Raw genomic sequence first — 12,148 nt, 5'->3', positions numbered from 1 at the left:
CAACAGAATTTAAAGGAGTACATCCACGCGGAAGTAGATCGGCGCTTCGCGCTCGGTCAGGGCATCCGGGCGTTCCAGGGAGTGGGCAAAGGTGACGCTGGCGTTCAGGTGCTCACCGCGGGCGAACAGCTCCACTGAGTTGCTCGACATGCGCCCGTGCTGGTCGCCGTTGTAGCGGTCGCCACGAATCACGCCCTGGTCATAACCGAGGCTGGTGCCGTATTCGGCGAACACCGGCCGCAGCCATTCCAGGGTCACCGGGCGGCTCCAGCGCAGGTCGTTGCGCCAGTAACCGCCGCTGTCGCCGGACAGGGATTGGTCCTTGTAGCCACGGATGGAAGATTGTCCGCCCAGGCTCATGCGCTGCGGGCTGAACAGCACGTCTTCGCTGCGCTGGCCGGTCATCAGGCTGCTGAAGCTGAACGATTCGTCCCACAGCTTGAAGGGTTGCAGGTAGCTGGCGGTGGCGGTGTATTTGCGATAGCGGGCATCGGCCTGACCGGGGCCTGGATCGTTGTCGCCCTGGGCATCGAAGGCGCCGATGCCTTGCTGCATGCCCAAGTCCAGGTTGACGAAAGCACTGCCGACCCGGCGGCCATGATTGATGCCGAACTGGGCTTCGCTCAGACGATTGCTGCTGACGGCAAGTTTGCTGTCTTCGATGAAGTTGTTGGTGCGCAGGTAGGCCAGGCCGGTGTTGAGGGAGGTCTTGCTCAGGGCGTCGCGGTGGATCACTCGCTCCAGGCGCACCTGATGGTTTTGGCTGTCGCCGGTCTGCTTGAAGTTGAAACCGTTGGCCGGGATTTGCGAGCGGTACTCGCTCTGGCTGTAGGTGTAGCTGAGGTTCCACCAGCCAAACGGCAGGTTGTAATAGAGCATGGCGTTGCGTGAGGTGTGCTGGTGGTCGGTCATCGCGTCATGACCGCCGCGCAACATCAACTGGTCGGCCAAACCCAGCGGGCTGTCCCACTCGAAACTGGTGCCCCACTGCTGCTCGCCCGTGCTGCGCTGGCCGTCGTTGCTGCGGGACAGTCCGGCGCGCCAGGGTTTTTGCGGCTCGTTGGTCACCCGTACTTCACTGCCGCCGACGTTCTTGCCGGGAGTCAGCTCCATCTTCGCCTGATTCGACGGCAGGCGATTGAGCTGGTCCACCATCTGCTCGATTTCCCGCAGGTTGACCAACTCGCCGGTCTTGCCGGGAAACGCCATCGCCAATTCGCGCTCCGACAGCTTGCTGTTCTCGGCGCCCTTCAAGCCTTCGAGCCGCCCTTCCACCACCAGCACACTCAAATGCCCGCCGGACAAATCCTGTTGCGGCAGATAGGCGCGACTGGTGACCAGGCCTTTTTCGATGTAGTGATCGGTGATGACCTTGAGCAGTTCGTTGAGCTGCGGTACGCCCAGGCATTGGCCGATGTAGGGCTTGAGCAGGCGTTCGCGCTCACGGGCGGAGAGGCTGTCGGCGCCCTTGAGTTCGATGGTCTTGATGGGAAAGCAACGGGTATCGGCAGGCGCTGTCGGCTGGGCCGGCTTCGCCTCCTGTCCTGGCAGGTCCTTGAGTTCTTCGAGGCGGCGTTGTTGCTCTTCGAGCAAGCGGTTCTGACGCTCGCGGATCAGGTCCGTATCGCCAGGCGTGGGGGCGGCGCGAGCCAGGGTCAGCGGAGAAAGGCACAGCAAAGCCAGGCACAACCTCGCCCAAAAGGCGGGTTTGGTCATGTTCGATCCCTCGATCCAAAAGTGACATCAAAATAGTGGCGCGATATTAATGAGCCATCATTTTGACGTCAACTTAATCGGTTGAGCCTTGAGGTTATTATTGGATCCGTTCGTCTGAAATCAGACGCCTCTCGTACGACGGTATGAAAGGTCCGGTGCAGAGCCGGAAACCTCCTACGAAACGAACACACAGGCCCTCGCAGCGCCTGGCAAATGAACTTTCCGACCAACGCCGGCCTCAACCCATTACCTGCCCAACAAGGAATACGAGGCCCTGCCATGAAAACCTTCCTCAAGCTCACCCTCGCCGCCGCCCTCACCTGCGCCCTGCCCGCCTGGGCCTGCACTCCCGAGGAAGCCACCGCCAAGCGGGAACAACTGGCCCAGGAAGTGACCAAGCTCACCGAGCAGAACCCGGCCAAGGCCAAGGAAATCAACGACGAGTTGCAGGCCATGGATATGGAGACTGCCAGCAAGGACATGCCGGATAAGTGCCAGTTGATTGATAAGCGTCTGGAAGAACTGAAGAGCGCAGAAAAGAAAGCTGGGTGATTGCCCACATCTCGAACACAGCCTGCTTTTGTGGCGAGGGGATTTATCCCCGCTGGGTTGCGAAGCAACCCCAGTAAAAGCAGCTCAGTTGAACCAGATACACCGAGTGTCCGGTTTTAGGGCTGCTTCGCAACCCAGCGGGGATAAATCCCCTCACCACAGGGTTCTGCATCGAATTTAAAATTGAGTTCCACCCATAAAAAAACCGGACCCAAGGTCCGGTTTTTTCATGAAGCCCTACCGCCGCTTCACTCAGCCGCTGGCGCTTCTGGCTTGCGGCGCTTGAGCGGGGCCATGCCGTCCTTGCTGACCAGCGACAGCGCGTCGGTCTTCGGGCGGTTGGCGATTTTGCGCTTGGTGGGTGCCTTGGCACCGGTTTTCTTTTTGTCGCCCTTGGCGTCGACTTTTTTCTTCTTCACGCCAACGGCCTTGCCCGAAGCCTTGACCTTTTTCGGTCCGCCGTAGGTGCCTTTGACTTCCTTGATGGTACGACGCTCGAAGCTCTGCTTGAGGTAGCGCTCGATGCTCGACATCAGGTTCCAGTCGCCATGGCAGATCAGCGAGATCGCCAGGCCGTCGTTACCGGCTCGGCCGGTACGACCGATGCGGTGCACGTATTCGTCGCCGCTGCGGGGCATGTCGAAGTTGATCACCATGTCCAGGCCGTCCACGTCCAGGCCACGGGCGGCGACGTCGGTGGCGACGAGGATTTTCACGCCACCTTGCTTGAGGCGGTCGATGGCCAGCTTGCGGTCTTTCTGGTCTTTATCGCCGTGCAGCACGAACGCCTTGTATTCCTGGGCGACAAGGCGACCGTAGATGCGGTCGGCCATGGCCCGGGTGTTGGTGAAGACGATGGCTTTCTGGTAGGTCTCGTTGGCCAGCAGCCAGTTCACGATCTGTTCTTTGTGCTGGTTGTGGTCGGCGGTGATGATCTGCTGACGGGTGGTGGAGTTCAGCTGGCTGACCGCGTTGAGCTGCAAGTGCTCGGGGTTGTTCAGCACCTTGGCGATCATCTCCCGCAAGCCCGAACCGCCGGTGGTGGCGGAGAACAGCATGGTCTGCTGGCGATTGACGCATTCGTCCACCAGGCGTTGCACGTCTTCGGCAAAGCCCATGTCCAGCATGCGATCGGCTTCGTCCAGCACCAGGACTTCGACTTCCTTGAGGTCAAGGTTGCCGGCGTTCAGTTGCTCGATCATCCGCCCCGGCGTGCCGATCAGGATGTCCGGCACCTTGCGCAGCATGGCGGCCTGGACCTTGAAGTCTTCGCCGCCGGTGATCAGGCCGGACTTGATGAAGGTGAACTGCGAGAAGCGCTCCACTTCCTTCAAGGTCTGCTGGGCCAGTTCACGGGTCGGCAACAGAATCAGGGTCTTGATGCTGACGCGAACCTTGGCCGGGCCGATCAGGCGGTTGAGGATCGGCAGCACGAACGCGGCGGTCTTGCCGCTGCCGGTCTGCGCCGTCACCCGCAGGTCACGCCCCTGGAGCGCGAGCGGAATAGCCGCTGCCTGCACTGGCGTTGGCTCGACAAATTTAAGCTCGGCCACGGCTTTGAGCAGGCGTTCGTGCAGGGCGAATTGGGAAAACACGGGTGCTACCTCGAAGAAATGCAAAAAAACAGCTGCATAGGGTAACGGTTTCGAGCGCGAAGGCCGAGTTTCTTTATACAAACGGCAGTAAATCAGTGGATTTTTATAAGCCGATTTGTCATCAACGGTCACTCGACCGGGCTTAAATGCTCTAATCGCACCCTCGCGTCTTTAATAGAAGAACCGTTTCGTCCATGGACATCAAACAACTCTGGGTCAACATCCAAGACCTCTGGGGTGCCCTTGACCAGCACCCGCTCCTGCATTCCAGCCTGGCCCTGATGTTGCTGCTGGTCATTGCCCTGGTGCTCGGGCGCGTGGCGCGCTACCTGATTCTGCACGCCGCCAAATTGCTCGGCCGCCAACCGTCCCTGCATTGGATCAACGACCTGCGCCAGAACAAGGTCTTCCATCGCCTGGCCCAGATGACGCCGTCGCTGATCATCCAGTTCGGCCTGCACCTGGTGCCGGAACTGAGCAAGACCAGCCTGATTTTCCTCGGCAATGTCGCCCTGGCCTTCACCATCCTGTTCATGGTGCTGAGCCTCAGTGCCCTGCTCAGCGCCCTGCTGGATGTCTACGCGCGCACCGAACATGCGCGAACCCGCTCGATCAAAGGCTACGTGCAGCTGACGAAGATGGTGCTGTATGTATTCGGCGCGATCATCATCGTCGCCACCCTGATCGACCGTTCGCCGCTGTTGCTGCTGTCGGGCCTGGGGGCGATGTCGGCGGTGATCCTGTTGGTCTACAAGGACACCCTGCTGTCGTTCGTCGCCAGCGTGCAGTTGACCAGCAACGACATGTTGCGGGTCGGCGACTGGATCGAAATGCCCCAGGTCGGCGCCGACGGTGATGTGGTGGACATCACGCTGCACACGGTCAAGGTGCAGAATTTCGACAAGACCATCGTCTCGATCCCGACCTGGCGCCTGATGTCCGAATCGTTCAAGAACTGGCGCGGCATGCAGCAGTCCGGCGGGCGACGGATCAAGCGCAGCCTGTTCATCGATGCCAGCGGCGTGCGCTTTCTGCATGATGAAGAAGAACAGCGCCTGACCCAGGTGCGCCTACTGACCGACTACATCGGTCGCAAGCAGGCCGAACTCAAGGCCTGGAACGAAGCCCAGGGCAACGTCGCGGCGATGTCGGCCAACCGTCGACGCATGACCAACCTGGGCACCTTCCGCGCTTATGCCCTGGCGTATCTGAAAAGTCACCCGGAGATCCAGCCGAACATGACCTGCATGGTCCGACAGATGCAGACCACGGCCCAGGGCATCCCGCTGGAAATCTACTGCTTCACCCGCACCACCGTATGGGCCGACTACGAACGCATCCAGGGGGATATTTTCGATTACCTGCTGGCGGTGATGCCGGAGTTCGGATTGAACCTGTACCAGCAGCCCAGCGGCACGGATTTGCGTTCAGGGTTGCTGCCGGCGGTGCTGGGGGCGAGTTCCATTTCAGAGCCGCAGAAACAGGTCGTTTGAATCCACCAGAAAACCCTTGTGGGAGCGGGCTTGCTCGCGAAGGCTGGGTATCAGTCGATATTTAATTGACTGTTCCACCGCTTTCGCGAGCAAGCCCGCTCCCACAAGGGGATCAGGGTGAAGGCTGAGACTGGCGGATCCCCAACCGACTGATCCACACCGCCGCCAGTATCACTGACCCGCCCAGCAGCAACCGCCCCAGGTCCTCATGCTGGTTCCAGATCAGCAGGTTCACCAGCAGCCCCACCGGCACGTGCAGGTTGTTCATCACCGCCAGCGTCCCGCCGTTGACCAGGCACGCGCCTTTGTTCCACCAGTAGAGTCCCAACGCGGTGGAAACCAGGCCAAGGAATACCAACACGCCCCATTGCAACGGCGCTTCGGGCCAGAAATTGGTCTTGCCGAACAGCAGGAAGGCCGGCAGCGCCACCATCAGCGCACCGAGATAGAAATAACCGAAACGCCGATAGTGCGGCAGATCGCTCGGGTGACGGGCCACCAAATGCTTGTACAGCACCTGCCCGGCCGCATAGGTGAAGTTGGCCAGTTGCAGCAGCAAAAAGCCCATGAAGAAATCCGGATTGATCCGGTCGTAGCGAATCACCGCCGCGCCGGCCACGGCCACCAGCGCCGCGATCAAGGCCCAGGGGTTGAAGCGACGATTGAGCGCGTCTTCGATCAGGGTCACGTGCAGCGGCGTCAGGATGGTGAAGAGCAGTACCTCGGGCACCGTCAATACTCGGAAGCTCAGGTACAGGCACACGTAGGTCACGCCGAACTGCAACGCGCCGATCAACAGCATGCCGCGCATGAACGACGGCTCCACCTGACGCCAGCGGGTCAGAGGAATGAACACCAGCCCCGCCAGCAAGACCCGCACCAGCACCGCGAAGTAGCTGTCCACATGCCCGGCCAGGTACTCCCCGATCAGGCTGAAGGAAAACGCCTGGATCAGCGTCACAAAAAGTAGATAGCCCATACGCCCCTCGTTTCAAGTGGCGGCGAAGATAGCCGTTTTGAACGATGGGAGCGAGCCTGCTCGCGATGGTGCAGCCTCGATCTTCAAATGGCATCCACGACCGAAGTGCCGGCCTGGCGCTGCTGCCGGTAGCTGGCGGCACGCTGAAGCACCCGGGTCAACGCCTGGAGGTTCGCCGGCTTGGTTAAAATGTCATCGGCACCAGCAGCCCTGAAACGCTCCAGCTCGCTCGAAAAAGCGCTCGCGGTGAAAGCAACGATATAGCAAGTATCGCCCTGTGGGAGTGCGCGGATTTTACCCACGGCCTCCAGCCCATCCATGACAGGCATGTTGATGTCCATGAAAATGACCTCTGGCGTCGCAGTCATGCACCGGTTGACCGCTTCCAGTCCATCTGACGCAAGGTCGGGCGCGTAACCCAACTCTTGCAGCATCGCCATGGCCACTTTCTGGCTCAGGGAATGGTTCTCTACCAGCAAGATATCGAGCGGGTAATCCGCAGCAAAAGACGAGTCGAAACCCACCGCTGCTGGATCGTCTCCAGTGGGTATTTCCTTGGTTGAAAAAAGCGCCATGGGAAGTGAGAAAGAGAACGTCGATCCGACGCCAGGCTGGCTGGTGAAGGTTAAAGTCCCGTGTTGCGCCTCGACCAGCGTCTTACAGATTGAAAGACCCAGCCCACTTCCGGTAAAGCGCTGGCTGGCCGGTTCCTTGAACTGAGCGAAGGGCTTGAACAGGCTGTCCTGTCGTTCTATCGGGATGCCGATGCCGGTATCGTGTATGGAAAAATCGAGCCGGGCTTGAGGGCCGTAACCGCTGGTGGTGACCATGAGTGATACTTTCCCGGCTTCGGTAAATTTGACGGCATTACCCAACAAGTTGATCAATATCTGGCGAAGGCAATCGATATCGGTTTTGATCAAGGGCGGTACGTCTAGAGAGAACTGGGCCTCAAGTACGATGGGTTTGTCCTGAATACTTTGCCGGATCATTTCAATACTGGATGAAACCAGTGCCCTCACTTCGAACACACAAGGTTTCAGCTCAAGTTTTCCCGCTTCGATCTTGGCAAGATCAAGTATGTTATCGATCAGTGAGAGCAGCGTCCGGCCGCTGTTATGAATTGTGTTTAGAAGACCGCGCTGCTCGGGGTCCAGGGCAGACCGGGCCAGCAATTCGGTGGCGCCAATGACGCCGTACATGGGCGTGCGGATTTCATGGCTCATGGTCGCCAGGAATCGGGTTTTCGAACGGTCCGCATCCTCGGCGGCATTTTTTGCCTGATTCAATATTTTTTCGTTTATTTGTAATTGCTGAAGATGAGCGCGCATGCGAAAAAGAATGAAGGCAAGAAACAGCAGGATGGCAAGGATAATGTGATACAGGGAATCCTGGTTAAGTTGTTGGTAGTAGTCCGCCAACGTAATTTCCGCGCCAACGACATACACCGTACCGTCTTGGGATTTTAACGGGACGAAGACGGCGCGAAAGTCGCCCCAATGATCCGCGTAGTCGATCCAGGTTGGCTCGGTGCGTTCAAAACTATCCAGTAAAGCCTGGCTGGCATCTGGATAAGGATCGAAAAAACGCACGTAATTCTTCGCTTGGATTTCTTCTTTTGAGGCACTGGAGCTGATCAGATAAGCCTTTCCATCGCGTTTGACCACGCTGTACACAAAAGCCGTGCCCATTGACTCATTGAAGCTGGAGAGCCGCTGAATGGCATCCCAGTCTTGCGCTGGCGTCTTGGATTGTTTGTCGACCAGATGGTCATGGTAACGATCGCCGAGGATGGCCGAAGCGCCCAACGCGGCATGCAGCAATTTGCTATTAATGTTGTCCGTGAGAACGCCCTGGGTCTCGACATACAGGTAATAGATATAGCCACTGGCCCCTATGAAATAGGCCAAGAATAAAGCCCATGTTTTCCGCCTGACTTTGAACATATCACAGCCTCCATACTGTAATTTCAAGCAGAGCTCGTTTTCACTTGCTGCAAGTATTGACGGCAAAGACTTACTTGACCGAAGCGCCAGTTTTTCGTGTTTACCAGGGTGTTTGAGATTTGGGAAACAGCCTACCACAGCGGGACTGGGGAGACGGGGCCAAATATGACTGAGTGTCCGTTCAACACATTTTCCCGGCCCGAAGATTGAGGCTCAGGTCCATTTAGGCGGGGGCTCTTTCCAACCCAAAAAAAAGCCCGATCTCGCTAAAGCGTTCGATCGGGCTACTGCACTCAGGAGCAACAAGTGCAAAGGGAGGTTCGATGCGCAAAACGGTTTGAAGGGAAGCGCCAGGCCACTAGACCACCTGGCGATTACCCGAGGATTAACGGATCAGGCGACCTGGGACAATTTGGCGTTGGCCTGATTCAACCCCTTCTCCTGGAAGTCGCCGCCCAGGTTCATGCCTTCGGCATGGATGAAGCTCACGTCGTGGATGCCGATGAAGCCCATGACCTGGCGCAGATAGGGTTCCTGATGGTCAGTGCTGCCACCGGCGTGGATGCCACCGCGAGCGGTCAGCACGAAAGCACGCTTGCCGACCAGCAGGCCCTGGGGGCCGGTGGGGGTGTACTTGAAGGTCACGCCAGCACGCAGCACGTGGTCGAGCCAGGCTTTCAAGGTGCTGGGGATGGCGAAGTTGTACATCGGCGCGGCCATCACCAGCACGTCGGCGGCCAGCAACTCATCGGTCAATTGGTTGGAACGCTCCAGCGAGGCGTTTTCGATGTCGTTGCGCTGCTCGGCAGGCTTCATCCAGCCGCCCAGCAGATTGGCATCCAGGTGCGGCACCGGGTTGATGGCCAGGTCGCGAACGCTGATTTCGTCGGCCGGGTGCGCGGCTTTCCACTGGCTGATGAAGGTCTGGGTCAGTTGACGGGAAACCGAGTCTTGCTGGCGGGCACTGCTTTCGATGATCAGAACGCGGGACATGGGATGTAGGCTCCATCTGAGAATGTTGTCAGTCGATGGAGTGAAGGTTAAACGTGGCTGAATCGATGAAAAAGCGCAAATAATTGCTGTAAAGCATCGATAATTTCGTTTATAAGCGGAGCATGCGCTGCATCGCTGCTCCGCCGTCGGGCTATTTCGGCTTACAGGTCAGCTCAATGCGCAGCTTGATGATGTTGCGGTTGAACTTGGCAGTGGTGTTCTTGAACTTGCCGGCGGCGACTTCGATCTTGCGGGTGCGAGGCGCTTCCGGGCCGTTGCGAAAAACCACGGTGCAGGCCGCGTCCGTGCTGCCGTAGTTATTGACCTGGATGGAACCGATGTCGGCGTCGGTGTCATAGGCGGTGTAGTCGATGCTCAGGCCGTTGAGGTGTTTTTCCACATCGATCGGGTACGCAAACGCAGTCAGCGGCAACAGGGCCAGCACCGCACAACAGATTTTCTTCATTCGGCAGTCTCCACCAAGGGACCGCCAGCTTAGGACAAGAGGAGCTCAATATGAAAGCGCCCCGCGTGACCCTTGATCAATGGCGAACATTGCAGGCCGTGGTGGATCATGGCGGCTTCGCCCAGGCCGCCGAAGTGCTGCATCGCTCCCAGTCGTCGGTGAGTTACACCGTGGCCCGCATGCAGGATCAGCTTGGCGTGCCGTTGCTGCGCATCGATGGGCGCAAGGCCGTGCTGACCGAAGCCGGTGGCGTGCTGCTGCGCCGCTCCCGGCAACTGGTGAAACAGGCCAGCCAGCTGGAAGACCTGGCCCATCACATGGAGCAAGGTTGGGAAGCGGAAGTGCGCCTGGTGGTCGATGCCGCCTACCCTACCGCCCGTCTCGTGCGCGCCTTGACGGCGTTCATGCCACAAAGCCGCGGCTGCCGGGTACGGCTACGGGAAGAAGTGCTGTCGGGGGTGGAAGAGGTGCTGCTCGAAGGCGTGGCCGACCTGGCCATCAGCAGCTTCAGTATTCCCGGTTACCTGGGAGCGGAATTGAGCGACGTGGAGTTCATCGCGGTGGCCCACCCCGAACATGCCTTGCATCGGCTCAATCGCGAGCTGACATTCCAGGACCTGGAAAGCCAGCTGCAAGTGGTCATCCGCGACTCCGGCCGCCACCAACCCAAGGACGTCGGCTGGCTCGGTGCCGAGCAGCGCTGGACCGTCGGCAGCCTGGCCACCGCCGCGACCTTCGTCGGCAGCGGCCTGGGTTTCGCCTGGCTGCCCCGGCACATGATCGAACGGGAACTGAGGGACGGCACGCTTAAACGTCTACCCTTGGATCAGGGCGGCAGCCGCAATCCGAGCTTCTACCTGTATTCAAACAAGGAAAAACCCCTGGGCCCGGCCACGCAGATCCTGATCGAACTGCTGCGCACCTTCGACACCGCGCCGCTGGATGCGCCGTTCGCCGCCCCTGAACAAGCCTGACAAGGACTTCGCCAATGGCCTATTTCGAACACGAAGGTTGCAACCTGCACTACGAAGAATACGGCCACGGCGCGCCCTTGCTGCTGGTCCACGGCCTGGGCTCGAGCACCCGCGACTGGGAAAAACAGATCCCGGTGCTGTCCACCCGCTACCACCTGATCGTGGTGGACGTGCGCGGCCACGGGCGTTCCGACAAGCCGCGCGAACGCTATAGCATCGAAGGCTTCAGCGCCGACCTGATCGCGCTGATCGAACACCTCGACCTGGGTCCGGTGCATCTGGTGGGCTGGTCCATGGGCGGCATGATCTGCTTTCAACTGGCGGTGGACCAACCCGGTCTCGTCAAGAGCCTGTGCATCGTCAACAGCGCGCCCGAGGTCAAAGTCCGCACGCCCGACGATTGCTGGCAATGGTTCAAGCGCTGGAGCCTGATGCGCATCCTCAGCCTGGAGACCATCGGCAAGGCCCTGGGCGCCAAGCTGTTTCCCAAGCCCGAGCAAGCCGAGTTACGCCTGGAAATGGCTCGGCGCTGGGCAAAAAACGACAAACATGCTTATCTCGCCAGCTTCGATGCCGTCGTGGGATGGGGCGTGCAGGAACGACTGTCGCAAATCGCCTGTCCAACCCTGGTCATTTGCGCCGACCACGACTACACCCCGGTGGCGCTGAAAGAAGCCTACGTAAAGCGGCTGCCCGACGCACGACTGGTGGTCATCGCCGATTCACGGCACGCTACCCCGCTGGATCAACCCGAACGCTTCAACCAAACCCTGCTCGACTTTTTGACCGCAACCGATTCCACCACTCAGGATCACTGACCCCATGCTGAAAAAAATCGCCCTCGCCGCTGGCACCGTACTGTTTGCCGCCAACCTGATGGCCGCACAGCCGACCAAGGCGCCCCACGTATTGCTGGAAACCACCAACGGCCCGATCGAAATCGAACTGGACCCGGTCAAGGCCCCCATCAGTACCAAGAACTTCCTTGAGTACGTGGACAGCGGCTTCTACAACAACACGATTTTCCACCGTGTGATCCCGGGCTTCATGATCCAGGGCGGTGGTTTTACCCAGCAAATGCAGCAGAAAGAAACCAAAGCTCCGATCAAGAACGAATCGAAAAACGGTTTGCATAACGTCCGCGGCACCCTGTCCATGGCCCGCACATCCGTGTCCGACTCAGCCACCAGCCAGTTCTTTGTGAACGTCAAGGACAACGATTTCCTCGACACTGGAGACGGCTATGCGGTCTTCGGCAAGGTTGTCAAAGGGATGGACGTGGTGGACATCATCGTCAATTCGCCAACCACCCAACGCGGCGGCATGAAAGACGTGCCAGCCGATCCTGTGTTCATCAAGTCGGCCAAGCGCATCGACTGAAGAGGCACATGGCAAGCCTGAGCGGCGGCGGCAACCCCGCGCCGCTCATAGCAA

At 59.1% G+C, this 12,148-nt stretch carries 11 protein-coding genes; 5 read left to right on the top strand and 6 right to left on the bottom strand.

What is annotated here, in order from left to right; all coding sequences use genetic code 11:
- Nucleotides 1–9 precede the first annotated feature (9 nt).
- Entirely contained in the window at nucleotides 10–1,716 is a 1,707-nt protein-coding gene (locus LOY70_RS07740) for a ShlB/FhaC/HecB family hemolysin secretion/activation protein (protein ID WP_265035208.1), read from the bottom strand.
- 279 nt (nucleotides 1,717–1,995) lie between these two features.
- Here LOY70_RS07740 and LOY70_RS07735 point away from each other — a divergent pair, with 279 nt between their 5' ends.
- On the top strand, nucleotides 1,996–2,268 hold the full coding sequence (locus tag LOY70_RS07735; RefSeq protein WP_265035206.1) for a hypothetical protein: 273 nt from the start codon (nucleotides 1,996–1,998) through the stop codon (nucleotides 2,266–2,268).
- Between the two features lie 248 nt (nucleotides 2,269–2,516).
- On the opposite strand, the gene LOY70_RS07730 is transcribed toward LOY70_RS07735, so the two are convergent.
- The gene (locus LOY70_RS07730) at nucleotides 2,517–3,863 is read right to left on the bottom strand and encodes a DEAD/DEAH box helicase (RefSeq protein ID WP_025212428.1); all 1,347 of its coding nucleotides are present in this window, start codon (nucleotides 3,861–3,863) and stop codon (nucleotides 2,517–2,519) included.
- A gap of 194 nt (nucleotides 3,864–4,057) precedes the next feature.
- Here LOY70_RS07730 and LOY70_RS07725 point away from each other — a divergent pair, with 194 nt between their 5' ends.
- Nucleotides 4,058–5,356, top strand: coding sequence for a mechanosensitive ion channel family protein (locus tag LOY70_RS07725; RefSeq protein ID WP_265035203.1), 1,299 nt, complete (start codon nucleotides 4,058–4,060; stop codon nucleotides 5,354–5,356).
- Nucleotides 5,357–5,468: 112 nt separating this feature from the next.
- Here the strand turns inward: LOY70_RS07725 and LOY70_RS07720 are convergent, their stop codons facing one another.
- From LOY70_RS07720 to LOY70_RS07705, 4 genes are all read right to left on the bottom strand, one after another.
- A complete protein-coding gene (locus LOY70_RS07720) occupies nucleotides 5,469–6,335 on the bottom strand; it encodes a carboxylate/amino acid/amine transporter (RefSeq protein ID WP_265035201.1) in 867 nt (288 codons plus the stop codon).
- Between the two features lie 83 nt (nucleotides 6,336–6,418).
- Nucleotides 6,419–8,281, bottom strand: coding sequence for an ATP-binding protein (locus tag LOY70_RS07715; RefSeq protein WP_265035199.1), 1,863 nt, complete (start codon nucleotides 8,279–8,281; stop codon nucleotides 6,419–6,421).
- 393 nt (nucleotides 8,282–8,674) lie between these two features.
- Nucleotides 8,675–9,274 (bottom strand): FMN-dependent NADH-azoreductase, encoded by a 600-nt coding sequence (locus LOY70_RS07710; protein WP_265035196.1) that lies wholly within the window; start codon nucleotides 9,272–9,274, stop codon nucleotides 8,675–8,677.
- 151 nt (nucleotides 9,275–9,425) lie between these two features.
- Complete coding sequence (locus LOY70_RS07705; RefSeq protein ID WP_025212423.1) at nucleotides 9,426–9,740, bottom strand: hypothetical protein; 315 nt, start codon at nucleotides 9,738–9,740, stop codon at nucleotides 9,426–9,428.
- Nucleotides 9,741–9,790: 50 nt separating this feature from the next.
- On the opposite strand from LOY70_RS07705, the gene LOY70_RS07700 reads away from it, so the two are divergent.
- From LOY70_RS07700 to LOY70_RS07690, 3 genes are read left to right on the top strand one after another with little or no spacing between them, the layout of a single operon-like run.
- Nucleotides 9,791–10,714: a LysR family transcriptional regulator gene (locus LOY70_RS07700; protein WP_123342249.1), complete on the top strand. Its 924-nt coding sequence runs from the start codon at nucleotides 9,791–9,793 to the stop codon at nucleotides 10,712–10,714.
- Nucleotides 10,715–10,728: 14 nt separating this feature from the next.
- Nucleotides 10,729–11,532: an alpha/beta fold hydrolase gene (locus LOY70_RS07695; RefSeq protein WP_265035190.1), complete on the top strand. Its 804-nt coding sequence runs from the start codon at nucleotides 10,729–10,731 to the stop codon at nucleotides 11,530–11,532.
- Between the two features lie 4 nt (nucleotides 11,533–11,536).
- The gene (locus tag LOY70_RS07690) at nucleotides 11,537–12,094 is read left to right on the top strand and encodes a peptidylprolyl isomerase (RefSeq protein WP_265035188.1); all 558 of its coding nucleotides are present in this window, start codon (nucleotides 11,537–11,539) and stop codon (nucleotides 12,092–12,094) included.
- The last annotated feature ends 54 nt before the right edge of the window (nucleotides 12,095–12,148 follow it).

Source organism: Pseudomonas sp. B21-054, from assembly GCF_026016345.1.
Taxonomy (GTDB): Bacteria; Pseudomonadota; Gammaproteobacteria; order Pseudomonadales; family Pseudomonadaceae; genus Aquipseudomonas.
Note: the sequence above shows the minus strand (reverse complement) of the source record. Positions and strands in the feature narration are given on the sequence as shown.

Coding starts and splice junctions, on each gene's coding strand:
- LOY70_RS07740 (WP_265035208.1), bottom strand. CDS start 1,716: ATGACCAAACCCGCCTTTTGGGCGAGGTTGTGCCTGGCTTTGCTGTGC.
- LOY70_RS07735 (WP_265035206.1), top strand. CDS start 1,996: ATGAAAACCTTCCTCAAGCTCACCCTCGCCGCCGCCCTCACCTGCGCC.
- LOY70_RS07725 (WP_265035203.1), top strand. CDS start 4,058: ATGGACATCAAACAACTCTGGGTCAACATCCAAGACCTCTGGGGTGCC.
- LOY70_RS07720 (WP_265035201.1), bottom strand. CDS start 6,335: ATGGGCTATCTACTTTTTGTGACGCTGATCCAGGCGTTTTCCTTCAGC.
- LOY70_RS07715 (WP_265035199.1), bottom strand. CDS start 8,281: ATGTTCAAAGTCAGGCGGAAAACATGGGCTTTATTCTTGGCCTATTTC.
- LOY70_RS07710 (WP_265035196.1), bottom strand. CDS start 9,274: ATGTCCCGCGTTCTGATCATCGAAAGCAGTGCCCGCCAGCAAGACTCG.
- LOY70_RS07705 (WP_025212423.1), bottom strand. CDS start 9,740: ATGAAGAAAATCTGTTGTGCGGTGCTGGCCCTGTTGCCGCTGACTGCG.
- LOY70_RS07700 (WP_123342249.1), top strand. CDS start 9,791: ATGAAAGCGCCCCGCGTGACCCTTGATCAATGGCGAACATTGCAGGCC.
- LOY70_RS07695 (WP_265035190.1), top strand. CDS start 10,729: ATGGCCTATTTCGAACACGAAGGTTGCAACCTGCACTACGAAGAATAC.
- LOY70_RS07690 (WP_265035188.1), top strand. CDS start 11,537: ATGCTGAAAAAAATCGCCCTCGCCGCTGGCACCGTACTGTTTGCCGCC.